At 74.3% G+C, this 20,755-nt stretch carries 11 protein-coding genes and 1 pseudogene; 1 reads left to right on the forward strand and 11 read right to left on the reverse strand.

What is annotated here, in order from left to right:
- Positions 1–59: 59 nt before the first annotated feature.
- Together BLU95_RS45085 and BLU95_RS13970 are read right to left on the reverse strand one after the other, a co-directional pair.
- On the reverse strand, positions 60–239 hold the full coding sequence (locus tag BLU95_RS45085; protein WP_286158650.1) for a hypothetical protein: 180 nt from the start codon (positions 237–239) through the stop codon (positions 60–62).
- A gap of 116 nt (positions 240–355) precedes the next feature.
- Positions 356–1,729, reverse strand: a pseudogene (locus tag BLU95_RS13970) (S8 family peptidase); the annotation flags it as partial.
- Between the two features lie 202 nt (positions 1,730–1,931).
- Here BLU95_RS13970 and BLU95_RS13975 point away from each other — a divergent pair.
- Positions 1,932–6,686: an Lhr family ATP-dependent helicase gene (locus BLU95_RS13975; RefSeq protein WP_093860302.1), complete on the forward strand. Its 4,755-nt coding sequence runs from the start codon at positions 1,932–1,934 to the stop codon at positions 6,684–6,686.
- A gap of 234 nt (positions 6,687–6,920) precedes the next feature.
- Here BLU95_RS13975 and BLU95_RS13980 read toward each other — a convergent pair whose 3' ends face one another.
- The 9 genes from BLU95_RS13980 to BLU95_RS14020 form a co-directional block, all read right to left on the reverse strand.
- A complete protein-coding gene (locus BLU95_RS13980) occupies positions 6,921–7,244 on the reverse strand; it encodes a hypothetical protein (protein WP_231978563.1) in 324 nt (107 codons plus the stop codon).
- A gap of 52 nt (positions 7,245–7,296) precedes the next feature.
- Positions 7,297–7,665, reverse strand: coding sequence for a helix-turn-helix domain-containing protein (locus BLU95_RS13985; protein ID WP_045940221.1), 369 nt, complete (start codon positions 7,663–7,665; stop codon positions 7,297–7,299).
- Between the two features lie 384 nt (positions 7,666–8,049).
- Entirely contained in the window at positions 8,050–8,619 is a 570-nt protein-coding gene (locus BLU95_RS13990) for a CinA family protein (RefSeq protein ID WP_093860304.1), read from the reverse strand.
- Positions 8,620–8,714: 95 nt separating this feature from the next.
- Positions 8,715–9,353 carry a CDP-diacylglycerol--glycerol-3-phosphate 3-phosphatidyltransferase gene (gene pgsA / locus BLU95_RS13995; RefSeq protein ID WP_093860305.1) on the reverse strand — a complete coding sequence of 213 codons (639 nt, stop codon included), beginning with the start codon at positions 9,351–9,353 and terminating at the stop codon, positions 8,715–8,717.
- A complete protein-coding gene (rimO, locus tag BLU95_RS14000) occupies positions 9,350–10,822 on the reverse strand; it encodes a 30S ribosomal protein S12 methylthiotransferase RimO (protein ID WP_093860306.1) in 1,473 nt (490 codons plus the stop codon). Before rimO ends, pgsA begins: the two co-directional genes overlap by 4 nt.
- Positions 10,823–10,918: 96 nt before the next feature.
- Entirely contained in the window at positions 10,919–11,791 is an 873-nt protein-coding gene (locus tag BLU95_RS14005) for a helix-turn-helix domain-containing protein (protein ID WP_093860307.1), read from the reverse strand.
- A 305-nt stretch (positions 11,792–12,096) separates the two neighbouring features.
- Positions 12,097–14,796 carry a DNA translocase FtsK gene (locus BLU95_RS14010; protein ID WP_093860308.1) on the reverse strand — a complete coding sequence of 900 codons (2,700 nt, stop codon included), beginning with the start codon at positions 14,794–14,796 and terminating at the stop codon, positions 12,097–12,099.
- A gap of 157 nt (positions 14,797–14,953) precedes the next feature.
- Positions 14,954–15,589 carry a response regulator gene (locus BLU95_RS14015; RefSeq protein WP_030396687.1) on the reverse strand — a complete coding sequence of 212 codons (636 nt, stop codon included), beginning with the start codon at positions 15,587–15,589 and terminating at the stop codon, positions 14,954–14,956.
- Positions 15,590–15,936: 347 nt separating this feature from the next.
- Positions 15,937–20,661 (reverse strand): hybrid sensor histidine kinase/response regulator, encoded by a 4,725-nt coding sequence (locus tag BLU95_RS14020; RefSeq protein ID WP_159424885.1) that lies wholly within the window; start codon positions 20,659–20,661, stop codon positions 15,937–15,939.
- Positions 20,662–20,755: the final 94 nt, after the last annotated feature.

A 20,755-nucleotide genomic window follows, 5' to 3' on the forward strand; every position in this document is an offset into this window, starting at 1 on the left:
CGCCGTCACCCGGTTTTCCGCGGCCCTCCGGCCCCGCGCCACCCCGGCGCGGCCGCGGCTCAGTGCGGCAGCGCCAGCGCCCCGGCGCCGTAGAACTCGTGGTCCCCGCAGACGTGCGGCCCGGGCGGGCAGGCGGCCGCCGCGTCCGCGGCGAGCAGGGCTGCCAGCCGGTCGGAGCCCCAGTCCGGGTGCAGCGCGGCGGCCACCGCGACCGCGCCGGTGACGTGCGCGGCGGCCATCGAGGTGCCGGCCAGCGCGGCGTACCGGCCCCCGGGCCAGTCGGAGACCACCGCCCCCGGGCGCCGCCGTCCGGGTCCCCGCCGGGGGCGGCCAGCGAGACGTGGCCGCGCCCGTAGTTGGTGTACGCGGACGGGCGGCCGTCCCGGTCGACGGCGGTCACCGTGACCACGCCGGGCAGTTCGCCGGGCAGCCGGACGCACTCGGGGCCGACGTGGCGGGACTGCGGCGGACCGGTCGTGCGGTCGTTCGGGCTGCGCTCGTCGGTGCGGGGCGCGCCGAGGTCCTGCGCGTCGTTGCCCGCCGAGGCGACCACCACCGCGCCCTTCGCCCGGGCGTACTCGACGGCCCGGCCGACGGCGGCGGTCAGCGCGGCCTGGTCGGGGTCCTCGGGGCAGTTGTACTTCCACGGGTCGGCGAAGTAGCTGTTGTTGATCGCCCGGGCGCCGTGGTCGGCGGCCCAGAGCATGCCGCAGACGATGTTCTCGGCGTAGTACTGGCCGAGCGGACCGAGCAGCCGGACGGCGGCGATCCGCACACCGGGCGCGACCCCGCTGACGCCCCGGCCGTCCCTGGCCGCACCGACGATCCCGGCGACATGGGTGCCGTGGCCGCTCTCGCCCACCCCGGCGTCCGGGCGCCAGGCGCCGGTCCTGGCGTCGGGGCGGCCGTCGGCGCAGGAGGCGGAGCTCCTCGGGTCCACGGCGGCGCGCAGATCGGGGTGGGTGTCGTCGACGCCGGAGTCGAGGACGGCGACCAGCACCCGGCGCAGGGCGTCGGCGGCCGGGGTGCCGGCGCCGCGCAGCAGATCGGGGGTGGCGTCCGCGGCGGCGGCGGGGGCGGCGCCGAGCAGCGCGAGGTTCCAGGCGTCCTGCTCGCCCGGGTCCGGCACGGTGGCGGTGGCGTCGTCCCCGCCGTCCCCGCCGCCCCCGCCGTCCCCGGCGCGCCCGGACGGTGCCCGGTCGCCACCGGCCCGGTCGCCGGCCGCCGGGTCCGTCCCGGCCCGGAAGTCGCCGGCGCCGTCCAGCGGCCGGGGCGGCCCGGGTACCGGCGAGGTGCGGCTGGCCCCGACCGCGGCCACTCCCGGCCGGCCCCGGACCTTCTCCGCGAAGCCCCCGCCGGCGTACGCGAGCACCGCCCCGATCTGCGGGTACTCCTGGACCACCTGTCCCCCGGCCGCCCGGGCCTCGGCGGCCGCGCGCGCGGCCCCGTCGGCGTCGGCCCGCTCCGCCAGCACCAGGTAGCTGAGGAAGGCGCGGCCCGGCCCGGCGACGTAGGGCACGGCGCCGCCGACGACCAGCGCGGTCAGCAGCATCGCGAGCAGGACCCGGAGCGGCCCCCGGGTGCGGTGCCGGACCGGCCTGCCGGGGCCGGCCGCCCGGACGGGCACGGGCGCCGGGCCCGCCCCGGGGGCCGGTCCCGCGCCGGGAGCGGGGAGAGGACCGGGGCCCGGGAGAGGACCGCCGCGGCCGGACGGGTCCGCCTGCGCCATGGCACGGTCTCCGCTCGTCGGCCCGGCGGCCGTGCCGGAGCCGGCCGGCCACCGGAGGGCTGATCATCACAGAAGCATCACGGTGGTAAGAATCATCACCATATGGTCGGTTTGTCCGACTCGCCTTCCCGATTGCCCCGAACGGCCACCCGGCCACCGCCGCCCGGCCCGCGTTGTCAGTGCCACCCGGCACCATGGGGGGATGGCGACCGAGCACCCGACCCCGCCCCCGGCCGACCCGCTGGCCGGCTTCGCCCCGGCCACCCGGGCCTGGTTCACGGGCGCCTTCTCCGCGCCGACCGCCGCCCAGGCCGAGGCCTGGCACGCCATCGGCCGGGACACCGACGTGCTCGTGGTCGCCCCCACCGGCTCCGGCAAGACCCTCGCGGCCTTCCTGTCCGCGCTGGACCGGCTCAGCAGCACCCCGCCCCCGGCCGAGCCGGGCCGCCGCTGCCGGGTCCTCTACATCTCCCCGCTCAAGGCCCTCGCGGTGGACGTCGAGCGCAACCTCCGCGCACCGCTGGCCGGCCTGCGCCAGGCCGCCGTCCGGCTCGGCCTGCCCGAGCCGGAGGTCCAGGTGGGCATCCGCTCCGGCGACACCCCCGCCGCCGACCGCCGGCGCTTCGCCACCCACCCGCCGGACATCCTGATCACCACCCCCGAATCGCTCTTCCTGCTGCTCACCTCCGCCGCCCGGGAGGCCCTGCGCGGCGTGGACACGGTGATCCTGGACGAGGTGCACGCCGTGGCCGGCACCAAGCGCGGCGCCCACCTCGCCCTCTCCCTGGAACGGCTGGACGAGCTGCTCGACCGCCCGGCCCGCCGGATCGGCCTGTCCGCCACCGTCCGCCCGGTCGAGGAGGTCGCCCGCTTCCTCAGCCCCGGGCGCGGCGCCGAGGTGGTCCAGCCGCCCGCCGCCAAGGAGTTCGACCTCTCCGTGGTGGTCCCCGTCCCGGACCTCGACGACCTGCCCGCCGCGCCCTCGACCGGCGCCGCCGGTGCCGAGGACCCGCAGCGGAAAGCCTCGATCTGGCCGCACGTCGAGGAGCGGATCGTCGACCTCGTCCAGGCCCACCGCTCGACCATCGTCTTCGCCAACTCCCGCCGCCTCGCCGAGCGGCTCTGCAACCGGCTGAACGAGATCGCCCTGGAGCGGGCCGGCGGTACCCCGCCGCCGGAGGCGCACGCCCCCGCCCTGCTGATGGGCGGCTCCGGCGCCGCCCGCGGCGCCCCGCCGGTGATCGCCCGGGCCCACCACGGCTCGGTCTCCAAGGAGCAGCGCGCCCTGGTCGAGGAGGAGCTCAAGGCCGGGCGGCTGCCCGCCGTGGTCGCCACCTCCAGCCTGGAGCTCGGCATCGACATGGGCGCCGTCGAGCTGGTGGTCCAGGTCGAGTCCCCGCCCTCGGTCGCCTCCGGCCTGCAGCGGGTCGGGCGGGCCGGCCACCAGGTCGGCGCCGTCTCCACCGGCGTCGTCTTCCCCAAGTACCGGGGCGACCTCGTCCAGTCCGCCGTGGTCACCGAGCGGATGCGGGCCGGCCGGATCGAGGCGCTGCGCATCCCGCGCAACCCGCTCGACGTCCTCGCGCAGCAGCTGGTCGCGATGACCGGGATGGACACCTGGCAGGTCGACGACCTGCTCACGCTGGTCCGCCGGGCCGCACCGTTCGCGACCCTGCCGCAGTCCGCCTTCGACGCGGTGCTCGACATGCTGGCCGGCCGCTACCCCTCCGACGCCTTCGCCGAGCTGCGCCCCCGCCTGGTCTGGGACCGGGTGGCCGGCACGGTCACCGGCCGCCCCGGCGCCCAGCGGCTCGCCGTCACCTCCGGCGGCACCATCCCCGACCGGGGCCTGTTCGGCGTCTTCATCGCCGGCACCGACGACCGGAAGGGCGCCGGCGGGCGCCGGGTCGGCGAGCTGGACGAGGAGATGGTCTACGAGTCCCGGGTCGGCGACGTCTTCACCCTCGGCACCACCTCCTGGCGGATCGAGGACATCACCCACGACAAGGTGCTGGTCACCCCGGCCCCCGGGATCCCCGGCCGGCTGCCGTTCTGGAAGGGCGACACCCTCGGCCGCCCGCTCGAACTCGGCCGCGCCCTAGGCGCCTTCACCCGCGAACTCGGCGCACTCGACCCGGCGGCCGCCACCGAGCGGCTGAAGCGGGCCGGCCTGGACGACTGGGCCGCCGCCAACCTGCTCGACTACCTCACCGAGCAGCGCGCCGCCTGCGGCCACCTCCCCGACGACCGCACCATCGTGGTCGAGCGCTTCCGCGACGAGCTGGGGGACTGGCGGATCGTCGTCCACTCCCCGTTCGGCGCCCAGGTGCACGCCCCGTGGGCGCTCGCCCTGGCCGCCCGGCTGCGCGAGAAGCACGGTCTCGACCCGCAGGTCATGCACGCGGACGACGGCATCGTGCTCCGGCTGCCCGACGCCGACCTGCTCTCGCCCGACTTCGACTTCGGCGGCCCCGCCACCGCCGCGGGCACCGCCACCGGACCGGTCTCCGACGACGCCCCGGTCGGCGCCGACGCCGCCCTGTTCGACCCGCAGGAGATCGAGCAGTTGGTCACCGACCAGGTCGGCGGCTCCGCCCTGTTCGCCTCCCGCTTCCGCGAGTGCGCCGGCCGCGCCCTGCTGCTCCCCCGTCGCAACCCCGGCAAGCGCACCCCGCTCTGGCAGCAGCGCCGGCGCGCCGCCCAGCTGCTGGAGGTCGCCGCCGAGTACGGCTCCTTCCCGATCGTCCTGGAGGCCGTCCGCGAGTGCCTCCAGGACGTCTTCGACGTCCCCGGCCTGGTCGAGCTGATGGGCGACCTCGAGTCCCGGGCCGTCCGCCTGGTCGAGGTCACCACCCCCGAGCCCTCCCCGTTCGCCCGCTCACTGCTCTTCGGCTACGTCGCGCAGTTCCTCTACGAGGGCGACTCCCCGCTCGCCGAGCGCCGCGCCGCCGCCCTCTCGCTCGACTCCCGGCTGCTGTCCGAACTCCTCGGCCAGGCCGAGCTGCGGGAGCTGCTCGACCCGGACGTCCTCGCCGAGCTGGAGGCCGAGCTCCAGCGGCTCACCCCGGAGCGCCGGATCAAGCACGCCGAGGGGGTCGCCGACGCGCTGCGCCTGCTCGGCCCGCTCAGCGAGGCCGAGCTGACCGACCGCGGCGCCGAACCGCTCCTGGCCCTCGAACTCGAGGCCGCCCGCCGGGTGATCCAGGTCCGGATCGCCGGCGAGCTGCGCTGGGCCGCCGTCGAGGACGCCGGCCGGCTGCGCGACGCCCTCGGCACCCCGCTCCCGGTCGGCGTCCCGGAGGCCTTCACCGAACCGGTCAAGGACCCGCTCGGCGACCTGCTCGCCCGGCACGCCCGCACCCACGGCCCGTTCACCGCCGCCGAGGCCGCCGCCCGCTTCGGCCTCGGCACCGCCGTGGTCACCGGCACCCTGCACCGGCTCACCGCCACCGGCCGCCTGGTCCAGGGCGAGTTCCGCCCGCCCGGCACCCACCGCCCCGGTCCGGAAGCTCCGCACGCCGCCCCCGCCGAGGGGCACCCCGGCGCGGTCGAGTGGTGCGACGCCGAGGTGCTGCGCCGACTGCGCCGCCGTTCGCTGGCGGCCCTGCGCCAGGAGGTCGAACCCGTCCCGCCCCGCGCGCTGGCCGCCTTCCTGCCGCAGTGGCAGCACCTGGCCGGCCACCGGCTGCGCGGACCGGACGGCCTGCTCCGGGTGGTCGAGCAGCTCCAGGGGGCCGCCCTGCCCGCCTCGGCGCTGGAGAAGCTGATCCTCCCGGCCCGGCTGAGCGACTACTCCCCCGGCCTGCTCGACGAGCTGACGGCGGCCGGCGAGGTCGGCTGGGTCGGCGCGGGCGCGCTCCCCGGCAAGGACGGCTGGATCAGCCTGCACCTGGCCGAGAACGCCCAGCTGCTGCGGCCCGAGCCGGTCCCGCCCACCGTCACCCCGGTCCACACCGCCCTGCTGGAGGCACTGGCCGGCGGCTACGGGCTGTTCTTCCGCCAACTGGTCGCCCACCTCCCGGAGACACCCGAGCCCGAGATCGTCGAGGCCCTGTGGGACCTCGTCTGGGCCGGCTACGTCAGCAACGACACCCTGGCCCCGCTGCGGGCCCTGCTCGGATCCGGGCGAACGGCCGGAGCCACCGCGCACCGGGCACCCCGGGCCACCCCGCGCGGCCGCTACGGCGGTGCCGGCCGGGCCCACGGCCGGCTCGGCGGAGCCCTGCGCAGCGGCCCGCCGACGGTGGGCGGCCGCTGGTCGCTGCTGCCCCCGTTCACCACCGACCCCACCCTCCGGGCCACCGCCCAGGCCCAGGGCCTGCTGGACCGGCACGGTCTGCTCACCCGGGGCACGGTGGTCGCGGAGCGGGTCCCGGGCGGCTTCGCCGGGGTCTACCGGGTGCTCTCCGCCATGGAGGAGCGCGGCCGGGCCCGCCGGGGCTACTTCGTCGAGGGGCTGGGCGGCGCCCAGTTCGCCATGGAGGGCGCCGCCGACCGGCTGCGCTCGGTCAACGGACGGCTGGAGCGGGCCCGGGGCGCGGAGTGGCCGGCCGCCCCCGCCGCCGAGCCCCCGCAGGCCCTGGTCCTGGCCGCCGCCGATCCGGCCAACGCCTACGGGGCCGCGCTGCCGTGGCCCGAGCCGCCCACCGGGGCGGCCGAGACCGCGGGCAAGGCGCACCGGCCCGGCCGGAAGGCCGGCGCCCTGGTGGTCCTGGTCGACGGCGAGCTGTGCCTGTACGTCGAGCGCGGCGGCAAGTCCCTGCTGGCCTGGCCGGAGGACGCTGCGACACTCGCCGCCGCGGCGGCCGCGCTGGCCGGGGCGGCCCGGGCCGGGGCGCTGGGCAGCGTGACCGTCGAACGGGCCAACGGCGAGCCCGCCCTCGGCTCGGCGCTCGGTGCCGCCCTGGAGGAGGCGGGCTTCCACCCCACACCGCGCGGTCTGCGGCTGCGCCCCTGAGCGCGGCACCGACGGTGTCGGCGGCGTCGACGGGCTGACGGGCCGACGGCGTCGGCGCAAGGGGACCGGAAAGCACCCGGAAGCGGCCGAAAAGCACCCGCCGCAGGAGCGGCGGCCCGCCGCGCGCCGGTCCACCGGGCCCCTGCGGACACAGAACGAGGGCCGCGGGACGTCGACGTCCCGCGGCCCTCGTCCGCGCTCTGTTCACCGGGTCTCACCGGATCTCGCCGGGTCTCACCCGGCCGGGCCCGACCTCGTCCGGTCCCACCCGATCGGAGACTCGGCCTCCGCTGGTCCGACCGGCTCAGCCGTCCGGCGCCGCGAGGGGCCGGTGGACCACCGGTCGGCGTGGACCGGGATCAGCCCGAGGCCCCAGCCTCCGGCCGCCAGCAGCCCCAGCATCGCCCCGTCGGGCAGCCGCCCGACGCCCGCCGACAGCCACCAGCCGGACCCGACGGCCAGGACCGTCAGGAGGGCCAGCACCGCCGGGAGCCGCCGTGACCGCGCCCACCGGAGCCGTATTCGGGCCCCGGCACGCATCGCCGCCGCATTCCGCACGACCGCCTCCTTCGCTCGACCCGGGCCGCAGACGGCCCGCTCCGAGGCCGGGTCAGGCGGCGACCACGTCCATCGCGGCGGCCTTGGGCGACATGTTCGCCCGGTCGGCACCGGGGGCCGGCAGCGGCACCGGTTCGAGCACCGGCCTCAGCAGTTCACCTTCGGAGAGGGTGGCCATCGCCGCAAGTTCGGCGAGCGACAGTTCGTCGCTGACCTCGCGCATGACCTCGGACATCCGGACGTCGAGTGCGTCGCAGATGGCGGAGAGCAGCTCCGAGGAGGCCTCCTTCTGTCCCCGCTCGACCTCGGAGAGGTATCCGAGCGAAACCCTGGCGGCCGCCGACACCTCGCGGAGTGTGCGGCCCTGGCGCTGGCGCTGCCGACGCAGTACATCGCCCAGTAGGCGACGGAGCAGGATCATCGGTGCCTCCCTCCTCGGACTGCGGATCGAGATGTCACGCCCCCACCGTACCGCCTTGCCCGCTTCGCGTGCGGGGACCATGGTCGTGTTCACTCTGGGCTGCAAGGCTGTCCCCTCCCCTGTTTCGGTGTCGCGCCCGGGCCGATGGGCACCCCGTCGTACCCTCCGGGCGGCACCGGGTCACCGCCGCGCCACTCGTTCGCCACCTGGTTTCTGCCCAACCAGGGCCTCCGATGTAACACGATCCTGCAGTTGTCCGATGCCCGCACGCCAGTTCGCCGGATCCCGGTTCGGTGGAGATCCTGCGAGCGGCCGGCGGCGAGGGCCGGGCCGGGGATGGTGCGTGGACGGTCGGAGGCACGGTGACGACGGTGCGGACGACGCTCAGTGCGTGGGCGTACCGGACAGGAGCCGCCCGGCGAGCAGCTCCAGAGCGGCGGTCACCGCCCTGTGACGGATTGTGGCACGCTCCCCCGACAACCGTGGCGAACTGACCAGACTTCCCCCCGGGCCGGCCACCGCGAGGTGTACCGTGCCGACCGGCTGCCCGTCCTGGGGGTCAGGGCCGGCCACTCCGGTGGTCGCGATCCCGTAGGTGGCGCCGAGCAGCTTCCGCACGCCTTCGGCCATCTGCCGGGCCACCACCGGGTGGACCGGGCCGTGGACCGCCAGCAGTCCCTCGTCGACCCCGAGCACCGTGGCCTTCAGCTCGGTCGCGTACGCGGTCACCGAGCCCCGGAAGGTCGCGGAGGCCCCCGGGACGTCCACCAGCGCGGCCGCCAGCAGTCCGCCGGTCAGCGACTCCGCGACGGCCACCGTGCCGCCCTCCGCCCGCAGCCCGGCGTGCACCCGCTCGGCCAGTCCGAAATCGACCGGCCCGAAGTCGGCCGGCCCGTCAACGACCGGCCCGTCACCCACCGCACCGGAATCGACCGCACCGGCTCCGCCGCTCATCCCGACGTCCCTCCCTCGCGTTCCCCCGGGCCCACCCCGGAGTACCCGTCATTGTGGGCCCGGGGGGCCGTCGGGGGGCCGCTTCGCCCCGGGTTTCACCCGGTCGTGCGCCGCGCGGCCAGACCCTCCCGGCGGAGCCGCAGTGCCTGCCCCACGTAGTCCAGCGCGGTGCCGACGGTCAGCAGGACCGCGACCCCCATCAGCAGTGCCCTGGCGGTGGCCAGCCAGCCGTCCAGCTCCAGCACGTACATGCCGACCGCGATGCCCTGGGTGAGCGTCTTGATCTTGCCGCCCCGGCTGGCGGGGATCACGCCGAAGCGGATCACCCAGAACCGCATCAGCGTGATGCCGAGCTCGCGGGCCAGGATCACCACGGTGATCCACCAGGGAAGGTCCCCCAGCACCGAGAGCCCGATCAGCGCCGCGCCCATGATCGTCTTGTCCGCGATCGGATCGGCGATCTTGCCGAAGTCGGTGACCAGGCCCTTGCGCCGGGCCAGCTCGCCGTCGAAGAGATCGGTGATCATCGCGACCGCGAAGGAGGCCCAGGCCACCGAGCGCCACTTGGGGTCGTGCCCGCCGTCGGCGAACAGCAGGGCGACGAAGACCGGGACCAGCAGCAGCCGGACCATGGTCAGCATGTTCGCGATGTTCCAGATCCCCGGCGCCGGCGGCGCCACGGCCGCCGGTCTGCCCGGGTGGGCCGCGGCCGGGGCGCCTGGCCCCTGGGTCATTCCCCGGCTCCGGGCGCCCGGCGGACCCGCACCTGCTCCAGCGCCTCGGCGACCAGGTCGACGCCCTCGCTGGCGACCACCCGGGCCCGGTAGAACTGCCCGACCTCGGCGTCCTCGACCCCGAGCAGAGTGGTGAGACCGTCCGTCTCGGGGGCCTGGTGGGCGGCACGGCCCTCGACCACGTCCCCGTCGACCGACTCGACCAGCACCTCGACCTCGGTGCCGATCCGCTGCTCGGCGCGCTGGGCGGTCATCTCCTCGGCGAGCCGGGTGAGCCGGTTGAGCCGGTCGGCGACCACGTCCTCCGGCAGCTTGCCGTCGTAGCCGGCCGCCTCGGTGCCCTCCTCGTCGGAGTAGCCGAAGACGCCGATCGCGTCCAGCCCGGCGTGGGTCACGAAGCGCTCCAGCTCGGCGAAGTCCGCCTCGGTCTCGCCGGGGAAGCCGACGATGAAGTTGGAGCGGGCACCGGCCTGCGGGGCCTTGCCGCGGATGGAGCCGAGCAGCTCGAGGAACTGGTCGGTGGAGCCGAAGCGCCGCATCCGCCGCAGCACGGCCGGCGCGGAGTGCTGGAACGACAGGTCGAAGTAGGGCACCACGTCCGCGGTGCCGGTCATGGCGTCGATCAGCCCGGGGCGCATCTCGGCCGGCTGGAGGTAGGACACCCGGACGCGCTCCACCCCCTCGACCGAGGCGACCTCGCCGAGCAGCGTCTCCAGCAGTCGGATGTCGCCGAGGTCCTTGCCGTACGAGGTGTTGTTCTCGCTGACCAGGACGACCTCGCGGACGCCCTCCCCGGCGAGCCACTGGGCCTCGTGCAGCACGTCCGAGGGGCGGCGGGAGATGAACGAGCCCCGGAAGGCCGGGATGGCGCAGAACGAGCAGCGCCGGTCGCAGCCGGAGGCGAGCTTGACGGAGGCGACCGGGTTGTCGTCCAGGCGCTTGCGCAGGGTGCGCGGCCCGGAGGCGGGCGCGAGGCCCTCCGGCAGGTCCTCGGGGGCACCGTGACCGGGCAGGGCCACCTCGGTGGCGGCGGCCTGGCGCTCGACGGGACTCAGCGGGAGCAGCTTGCGGCGGTCGCGCGGCAGGTGCGGGGCGTGGTGGCCGCCGGACAGGATGGTCTGCAGACGGTCGGAGATGTCCGAGTAGTCGTCGAAGCCGAGCACACCGTCGGCCTCGGGCAGCGCGTCGGCCAGCTCCTTGCCGTAGCGCTCGGCCATGCAGCCGACCGCGACGACCGCCTGGGTGCGGCCGTGACCCTTGAGGTCGTTGGCCTCCAGGAGGGCGTCGACGGAGTCCTTCTTGGCGGCCTCGACGAAGCCACAGGTGTTGACGACGGCGACGTCGGCTTCGGCTGCGTCGTCCACGAGCAACCAGCCGTCGGCCTCCAGTCGCCCGGCGAGTTCCTCGGAGTCCACCTCGTTGCGGGCGCATCCGAGCGTGACAAGGGCGACAGTACGGCGATCAGGCATAGGGCCAAGATTAACGCGCGGCCGCCGAAGCCGTTCGCCCCGGAGGCCACGCGTTGGCTCCGGCCGGGTTCCCGACCGGTCGGACGCCCCTCGTCATCAGCCCGCCTGCGGGTCGCCGGGGGTGTACGTGACGTGCACCACCTGGCCGTTCTTGCCCGCCGGACCGAGGTCCTTGCCGTTGACGTACACGTGCACGGCGCCGGCGTTGCCGATCACCAGCTTGATCTGCTTGGGGTCGGTGAAGGTCTGGTCCTGACCTTCGGCGATGTTGTTCTGGAACAGCGACTTCCCGGTGCCGTCCACCGCCGAGACCCAGCTGGTGTCCTTCTCGGCGACCAGCTTCACGGTGACCTTGTCGGCCGGGACGGCGGCGATCGCGGCGGCGCTGGGCGCCGGCGCGGGCGGCTGGACCGTCGGGGTGGGCGCCGGGGCCACCGGGGCGACCGAACCGGTGCCGGAGCCCGAGGGCAGCGGGGCGCTGGCGGAGCCGGTGGTGCCGACGCCGGACTTGCCGCTCACCAGGTTGAAGCCGATCACCCCGACGACCGCGACGATGGCGGCGACCATGGCCGCCGTCCAGTTCGGGCGGCCGCGCCCGGGGACCTTGATCGGACCGCTCTCGATCAGCTCGGTGGGCCGCTTGGAGGCCGGGGAGCCGCCGTGCGCGGCGTCGTAGCGGGCCACCAGGGCCTCGCCGTCGACGCGGACCAGCTGGGCGATCGCGCGGATGTGGCCGCGGGCGTAGAAGTCACCACCGCAGCGACCGAAGTCGTCCTCCTCGATGGCGTGCACGATCGGCACCCGCACGCGGGTGGCACTGCTCACCTGATCCACCGTGAGCCCGGCGTCGATCCGGGCGGCGGACAGCACCCGGCCGATGCTCGGCGCATCGGCCGCCTGTTCCGCGGTGCCGGAGGGCAGCGCGGACGACGGGGCGTTCTCGCGGTCGGGGGACTTGCCGATGGTCACGGTGCACGCCTTTCGAGCGGTTGGCCACCTGCTGGGGAACAGTCTAGGGGCGCGAGCGGATCGTTTCTCAAGCGGAACAGGCCCGAATGCGTCCGCCCGCCCCGGCCGGGGGCCGGGCGTGCACTGACTGTCCGTCGGTGCGCGGGCCGCCGTCCCCGGGGCCCGCGCACCGGGGCGGCGCATCGTCCGTTGCCCGTGGGACGCCGTCCGCACCCGATCGGTTCCGCACCCGCCGCCTACCCCGGTCCGAACGGGTGAACACTCCTCCGGGCCCCGGCGCGACGCCCTCCGGCCGCCGCGGCGCCTCAGCCGCGGATGGCGACGATCACCCCGTCCAGCTCGTCCGGCTGCACCAGCACGTCGCGGGCCTTGGAGCCCTCGCTGGGCCCGACGATGCCGCGCGACTCCATCAGGTCCATCAGCCGGCCCGCCTTCGCGAAGCCGACCCGCAGCTTGCGCTGCAGCATCGAGGTGGAGCCGAACTGGGTGGAGACGACCAGCTCGGCCGCCTGGATCAGCAGCTCCAGGTCGTCGCCGATCTCCTCGTCGATCTCCTTCTTCGGGCCGCCGCCGACCGTCACGTCCGCGCGGTAGGCGACCGCGGACTGCTCCTTGCAGTGCTTCACCACCGCGGCGATCTCGGCCTCGGTGACGAACGCGCCCTGCATCCGGATCGGCTTGCTCGCCCCCATCGGGAGGAACAGCGCGTCGCCCTTGCCGATCAGCTTCTCCGCGCCGGGCTGGTCCAGGATGACCCGGGAGTCGGCCATCGCCGAGGTGGCGAAGGCCAGCCGGGACGGCACATTGGCCTTGATCAGACCGGTGACCACGTCCACCGAGGGACGCTGGGTGGCCAGCACCAGGTGGATGCCGGCCGCGCGGGCGAGCTGGGTGATCCGGACCACCGAGTCCTCGACGTCGCGCGGCGCGACCATCATCAGGTCCGCCAGCTCGTCGACGATCACCAGCAGGTACGGGTACGGGGTCAGCTCGCGCTCGCTGCCGAGCGGCGGCGTGACGGTGCCGGCCCGGACCGCCGCGTTGAAGTCGTCCACGTGGCGGAAACCGAACGCGGCGAGGTCGTCGTAGCGCAGGTCCATCTCGCGGACCACCCACTGGAGGGCCTCGGCGGCCTTCTTCGGGTTGGTGATGATCGGCGTGACGAGGTGCGGGATGCCCTCGTAGGCGGTCAGCTCGACCCGCTTGGGGTCGACCAGCACCATCCGCACCTCGTCCGGAGTGGCCCGGGCGAGGATCGAGGTGATCAGGCAGTTGATGCAGGACGACTTGCCCGCGCCGGTCGCACCGGCCACCAGGATGTGCGGCATCTTGGCGAGGTTGGCCATCACGGTGTGGCCCTCGACGTCCTTGCCCATGCCGACGACCATCGGGTGGGTGTCCTCGGCGGCGGTGCGCGAGCGCAGCAGGTCGCCGAGGTTGACCATCTCCCGGTCCCGGTTGGGGATCTCGATGCCGACCGCGGACTTGCCCGGGATCGGGCTGATGATCCGCACGTCCGGGCTGGCCACCGCGTAGGCGATGTTCTTGGCCAGCGCGGTGATCCGCTCGACCTTGACGGCCGGGCCGAGCTCGACCTCGTAGCGGGTGACCGTCGGGCCGCGGGTGAAGCCGGTCACCCTGGCGTCCACCTTGAACTCGCCGAAGGTCCCGGCGAGCTGGGCCACCACCTCGTCGTTGAGGGCGCTGCGGGCCTTGGCCGGACCGCCGCGCTCCAGCAGGTCGAGCGGGGGCAGCGCGTAGCCGGGGCCCTCGCCCTCGTCGAGCCTGAGCTGCTCCATCCGGACGGGTGCCGGGCCGTGCTCCTCGGGGGCGCCGGGGCCGGCACCGCCGGTCCTGGCGGCCGGGACGGCGGGCTCCTCCGGCGGTGCGGTGCGGTCCTGCACCTGGTGCATCATGTCCGCCACCGCCGAGGAGGCGGGCACCCCGTAGACCAGTGCGCCGTCCAGGTCGGCGGCGGCGCCGGCGGCGATGTCCCGGGTGGCGTACGGGTCCAGGGCCTCCTTGGAGAACATGTCCGGCTCGTCGGCGGGTGCCTCGGCCGGATCCGGCCTGCGCCTGCGGCGGCGTCGGCGGGCGGCCACCTCGTCCGTCGGATCGTCACCGTCGGTGTCCACGGTGAAGGGCAGGGCCGAGGGGTCGGCGTCCTCCGGCGGCTCGTGCGAGAGCTCGCGCTCCGGCGTGCGCCCCTCCGTCCCGGTGTCCTGCGCGGCGGCCTCGACCACGCCGAGCCGGACGCCGGCCGCGCGGATCCGCTCCGGGATCCGGTTCACCGGGGTGGCGGTGGTGACCAGCAGTCCGAAGAAGGCGAGCAGCAGGAGCAGGGGCACCGCGAGGGCCGGCCCGGCGGCGGCCATCATCGGGGTGGACGCGGCCCAGCCGATGATCCCGCCGGCGGTCCTTATCCGGGTCGCGCCACTGCCCATCACGGGCGCGCCGCAGCCGATGTGGACCAGGCCGAGCACCCCGACCAGCAGGGTGCTCAGGCCGATCATGATCCGCCCGTTGGCCTCCGGCAGCTCGGGGTGGCGCAGCAGCCGGACCGCCACCGCGGCCAGCAGGAAGGGAACCAGCACGTCGAGCCGGCCGAACAGGCCGGAGACCACGTTGGTGGCCGCCTCGCCCAGCCAGCCCTGCGGGCTGAACCAGGTACCGGCGGCGGTCACCAGGGCCAGCGCGAACAGCAGCAGGCCAATGCCGTCCTTGCGGTGCGCCGGGTCGAGGTTCTTCGCGCCGTCGCCGAAGCCGCGGAAGACCGCGCCGACGCCGTGCGCCGCGCCGAGCCAGACGGCGCGCACGGCCCGGAAGAGTATCGGCCGGGGCGGGGGCGGCGGCGGGGCCTGCTTGGCCGCCGCCTTCTTCGCCGGGGCCGCCTTCTTGGCGGCCGCCTTCTTCGCGGGCGGCTTGGCCGGAGCCTTCGCCGCGGCCTTCTTGGACGGTCCCGGACTCGGGTTGCGTGCCGCGCTTCCGGGCGTGCGTGTGGCCATGGGTCAGCAGCCTACCGGGGCAGGCGAGCTGTGCCCATGTCGTCCGTCCGGGGTGCCCGGACGTGTCGCCGACACACCGTCACGCCGGTCGGGTTCACCCGGACGGGCGAGCGCCGACGGGCCGGTCGGCCGCCTCCGGGCCTGGGCCCGGCGGGCCTCAGTCGGTACCGGGGCGCAGCGCGTCCAGCGCCCGCCGCAGCCCGGTCAGCTTGCGCTCCAGGTGCGCCGCGGTGGCCGCCACCCCGCCGTCCTCGGTGCCGTCCAGCTGCTTGGTCAGCGACTCGGCCTGCTCCTCGACGGCGGCCAGCCGGGCCGACAGCTCGCCGAGCAGCGCTCCGCCGATGGCGGGCTCGGCGCCGGTCGCCTCCAGCTGCAGCCGCAGCAGCGCGGCCTGCTCCTTCAGCTGGCAGTTCTTCATGTAGAGATCGACGAAGACCGAGACCTTGGCGCGCAGCACCCAGGGGTCGAAGGGCTTCGAGATGTAGTCGACCGCGCCGGCCGCGTAACCGCGGAAGGTGTGGTGCGGCCCGTGGTTGATCGCGGTCAGGAAGATGATCGGGATGTCCCGGGTGCGCTCGCGGCGCTTGATGTGGGCGGCGGTCTCGAAACCGTCCATGCCCGGCATCTGGACGTCCAGCAGGATCACCGCGAAATCGTCGGTGAGCAGCGCCTTGAGCGCCTCCTCGCCGGAGGCGGCCCGTACCAGCGTCTGGTCCAGCGCCGAGAGGATCGCCTCCAGTGCCAGGAGGTTCTCCGGCCGGTCGTCGACCAGGAGGATCTTCGCCTTCTGCATTACGACGCGCCCTCCTGTCGCCTGCCTACCTGGGGAAGGCACCCGCGTACTGCCCACCACTACCCCGGTCATGCTAGCCGCACCCCCTCGCCCGGCACATCGCTCCGTCGCGTCCGGATCCGGAGCGGTGCGCAGCCAGTGCACCGGCGTACGCTCACCAGCGAGTCGTCACTCGGTCACTGTTCGCAACGATCGGTGACCCTACCCGGTTCCCGACCCTCCCCGCCAGCAAACCGCCCACCCACCGGCGTGAACCCCGGAGCGTACTCCGGGATTCACGCCCCCGCCATTCGAACGGGCCGAACTCGGCCGCCGCCGGGGCGCGGTGGGCCCCGGACACCCGGCGGTCAGGACTTCCGGAGGGTGAGCCACTCGTGCATCACCGACAGCAGGTGGTCGGTCTCCACCGGCTTGGTGATGTGGTCGGTGGCGCCGGCCGCCAGGGACTTCTCCTTGTCGCCCTTCATCGCCTTGGCGGTCAGCGCGATGATCGGCAGACCGGCGAACTGGGGCATCCGCCGGATCGCCTCGGTGGTCGCGTAGCCGTCCATCTCCGGCATCATGATGTCCATCAGGACCAGCGCCACGTTCTCGTGCTGCTCCAGCATCTCGATGCCCTCACGGCCGTTCTCCGCGTACAGCACGGTCAGGCCGTGCTGCTCCAGCACGCTGGTGAGGGCGAAGACGTTGCGCACGTCGTCGTCGACGATCAGCACCTGCTCGCCGTCGAACCGGATGTCGCCGCGCCCGGCGGGCCGGACCGCCGGGGAGGTCTCCGCGGCGCGACCCTCGGCCGGACGCCCCTCGGCCGGCCGGAGGCCGCCGGGCCGGGCCGGGGCGGACCGGCCCCCGGCGGACGGCACCTCCGGGGTCGCGCCGCGGCGGCGCTCGACCGCGCCCCGGCGGCGGACCTCGACCAGCTCGCGCACCTCCTGGGCCCAGTGCTCGGCCGGGTTCTCCCCCACCGGCACCGGCGTCCCGACCGGGGTCACCCCGACCGAGGCGCGCAGCGCGGGCAGGCCCGGCCCCTGGCCTCCGGCGCCCGGGGCCTCGGTGCGCAGCGGCAGGTAGAGGGTGAAGGTCGAGCCCTTGCCCAGTTCGCTCTCGGCGTGGATCTCGCCGCCGAGCAGCCGGGCGATCTCCCGGCTGATCGACAGCCCGAGGCCGGTGCCGCCGTACTTGCGGCTGGTGGTGCCGTCGGCCTGCCGGAACGGCTCGAAGATCTCCCGCAGCTTGTCGCCCGGGATGCCGATCCCGGTGTCCGACACGGTGAAGGCGATCAGCGGGTCGTCCGGGCCCTCGATCGCGCCCGCCTCGAGCAGCTGCTCGCGCACGTGCTGCGGCACGCCCCCGCCCGCCGGGCTGATCGAGAAGTCCACGGCCCCGGTGTCGGTGAACTTCACCGCGTTGGAGATGAGGTTGCGCAGCACCTGCTGGAGCCGCTGCTCGTCGGTGTGCAGGGTGACCGGCAGGGCCGGCGAGACCCGCACCTCGAACTCCAGGTTCTTGTCCAGCGCGACCGGCTGGAAGGTCGCCTCGACGTAGTCGACCAGCTGGACCAGGGCGATCCGGGCCGGCCGGACGTCCATCTTGCCCGCCTCCACCTTGGACAGGTCGAGGATGTCGTTGATCAGCTGGAGCAGGTCGGACCCGGCGCCGTGGATGGTGTCGGCGAACTCGACCTGCTTGGGCGAGAGGTTGCCCTCGTTGTTGTCGGAGAGCAGCTTGGCCAGGATCAGCAGCGAGTTCAGCGGGGTGCGCAGCTCGTGCGACATGTTGGCGAGGAACTCGCTCTTGTACCGGGAGGCCAGCGCGAGCTGTTCGGCGCGCTCCTCCAGGACCTGCCGCGCCTCCTCGATCTCGCTGTTCTTGATCTCGATGTCGCGGTTCTGCTGCGCGAGTTGCTCGGCCTTCTCCTGCAACTCCTCGTTGGTGCGCTCCAGTTCCTCCTGGCGCGCCTCCAACTCCGCCGACCGCATCGAGAGTTCCGCGGTCAGCCGCTGGGACTCCAGCAGCAGGCCCTCGGTCTTGGTGTTGACGCTGATGGTGTTGACGGTGACGCCGATGAGGTCGGCGATCTGGTTCAGGAAGTCCAGCGCGACGGTGGTGAAGGAGCTGAAGGTGGCCAGCTCGATCACCCCCAGCAGCCGGCCCTCGAACAGCACCGGCAGCACCACGATGTGGGCCGGCGAGGCCTCGCCCAGACCGGAGGCGATCTTCAGGTACCCGGGCGGCGCCTCCTTGAGGATGATCGCCCGCTTCTCCACCGCGGCCTGGCCGATCAGCGACTCACCGGGGTGGAAGGTGGTCGGCATCGCCCGGCGCTGGTAGCCGTAGCTGCCGATCAGCCGCAGCACGGTGTCGTTCTCGTCGTCGTCCTCGGTGATCAGCTCGGCGGTGCGGCCGGCCGGCTGGGCGAGGAAGAAGGCGCCGTGCTGGGCCGAGACCACCGGGGTGAGCTCGGTCATGATCAGCGAGGCCACCGCCTCCAGATCGCGCCGGCCCTGGAGCAGACCGGAGATCCGGGCCAGATTGGTCTTCAGCCAGTCCTGCTCCTGGTTGGTGCGAGTGGTCTCGCGCAGGTTGGCGATCATCTGGTTGATGTTGTCCTTGAGCTCGTCGAGCTCGCCGGCGGCGTCCACGTCGATCCGCAGCGACAGGTCGCCCCGGGTCACCGCGGTGGCGACCTGCGCGATCGCGCGCACCTGCCGGGTGAGGTTGTTCGCCAGCTCGTTGACGGACTCGGTGAGGTCCTGCCAGGTGCCGTCCACCCCGGGCACCCTGGCCTGGCCACCGAGCCGCCCGTCGGTACCCACCTCGCGGGCCACCCGGGTGACCTCGTCGGCGAACGCCGACAGCTGGTCCACCATGGTGTTGATGCTGGTCTTGAGCTCCAGGATCTCGCCGCGCGCGTCGACGTCGATCTTCTGCGACAGGTCGCCCTTGGCCACCGCCGTGATCACCAGCGCGATGTTCCGCACCTGACCGGTCAGGTTGTTCGCCATCAGGTTGACGTTGTCGGTCAGGTCCTTCCAGATGCCGGCCACGCCCGGCACCCCCGCCTGGCCGCCCAGGATGCCGTCGGTGCCCACCTCACGGGCCACCCGGGTGACCTCCACCGCGAAGGCGGACAACTGGTCGACCATCGTGTTGAGCGTCCCGGCCAGCGCCGCGACCTCGCCCTGCGCCTCGATGGTGATCTTCTTGGAGAGGTCCCCGGAGGCCACCGCCGTCGCCACCTCGGCGATGTTCCGCACCTGGCTGGTGAGGTTCGAGGCCATGAAGTTGACGTTGTCGGTCAGGTCCTTCCAGATGCCCGACACCCCGCGCACCCTGGCCTGACCGCCGAGGTTGCCCTCGGTGCCCACCTCGCGCGCCACCCGGGTCACCTCGTCGGCGAACGCCGACAACTGGTCCACCATGGTGTTCACGGTGGTGACCAGCTCCAGGATCTCGCCCCGGGCGTCGACGGTGATCTTCTTCGAGACGTCCCCGCGGGCCACCGCGGTGGTCACCTCGGCGATGTTGCGGACCTGGCTGGTCAGGTTGTTGGCCATCAGGTTGACGCTGTTGGTGAGGTCCTTCCAGGTACCGGACACCCCCGGCACACTCGCCTGACCGCCGAGGATCCCCTCGGTGCCGACGTCCCGGGCCACCCTGGTCACCTCGTCCGCGAAGGCGGACAGCTGGTCCACCATCGTGTTGATGGTGTTCTTCAGCTCCAGGATCTCCCCGCGGGCGTCCACCTGGATCTTCTGCGACAGGTCGCCCCGGGCGACGGCCGTGGTCACCTGGGCGATGTTCCGCACCTGGTCGGTGAGGTTGTTCGCCATGAAGTTGACGTTGTCGGTGAGGTCCCGCCAGACCCCGGCCGCCCACGGCACCTGCGCCTGACCGCCGAGCCGCCCCTCGGTACCCACCTGGCGGGCCACCCGGGTCACCTGCTCGGCGAAGCCCGACAGCTGGTCCACCATCGTGTTGATGGTGTTCTTCAGCTCCAGGATCTCCCCGCGGGCGTCCACCTCGATCTTCTGCGACAGGTCGCCGCGCGCCACCGCCGTGGTCACCTGGGCGATGCTGCGGACCTGACCCGTCAGGTTGTCCGCCATGAAGTTCACCGAATCGGTGAGGTCCCGCCAGACCCCGGCGACACCCGGCACCTGCGCCTGGCCGCCCAGCCGGCCCTCGGTACCCACGTCCCGGGCCACCCTGGTCACCTGGGCCGCGAAGCCGTTCAGCTGGTCCACCATCGTGTTGACGGTGTTCTTCAGCTCCAGCATCTCGCCGGCCACCTCGACCGTCACCTTGCGGGAGAGGTCGCCCTTGGCCACCGCGGTGGTCACCTGCGCGATGTTGCGCACCTGCGCGGTCAGCCGCCCGGCCATGGTGTTGACCGAGTCCGCGAGGTCCTTCCAGCTGCCGGAGACGCTGCGCACCTTCGCCTGGCCGCCCAGCTTGCCCTCGGTGCCCACCTCGCGGGCCACCCGGGTCACCTCGTCGGTGAACTCCGACAGCTGGTCCACCAGCCCGTTGACGGTGCGGCCGATCTTCAGGTACTCGCCGCGCAGCGGGTGGCTCACCCCGTTGCTGTGCAGCGAGCGCAGCTCCATCTTCTGGTCCAGGTCGCCCTCGGCGATCGAGCTCAGCACCCGGCCCACCTCGGCCATCGGCCGCGCCAGGTCGTCGATCAGGGCGTTGCAGTTGTCGACCGCCGCCATCCAGGCGCCCTCGCCGGCCCCGGTCTCCAGCCGCTCGTTCAGCCGGCCCTCGCGGCCCACCGCGCGGCGCACCCGGGCCAGCTCGCCCGTCAGGTGCTGGTTGCGCTCCGCCACCTCGTTGAACACCGCGGCGATCTCCGCCAGCGGTCCGTCCCCGGGCACCGTCAGCCGGCGCCGGAAGTTTCCGTCCCGCATCGCCGTCAGCGCGGCCAGCAGCTTGCGCAGCTCGGCCGGCTCGGCGCCGCGGTTGTGGTTGGCACGTCGGCCGGCCGCGCTCCGCGGCGCGGCCCCGGACCGCCCGCCACGCTGAGCGGGCGGCGTCGTACCGGTTGCGTCCTTGGTGGCCGAACTCAACGGGCCCCTCCCAGATCGTGAACTGTCCGGGCCCCCGCGGCCGCGCCCCGCCGGGGCCCGCCGCCGGGAACCGTCCCGGTGTACGTCCCGGCGG

The sequence above is a fragment of the Streptomyces sp. TLI_053 genome, from assembly GCF_900105395.1.
Taxonomy (GTDB): Bacteria; Actinomycetota; Actinomycetes; order Streptomycetales; family Streptomycetaceae; genus Kitasatospora.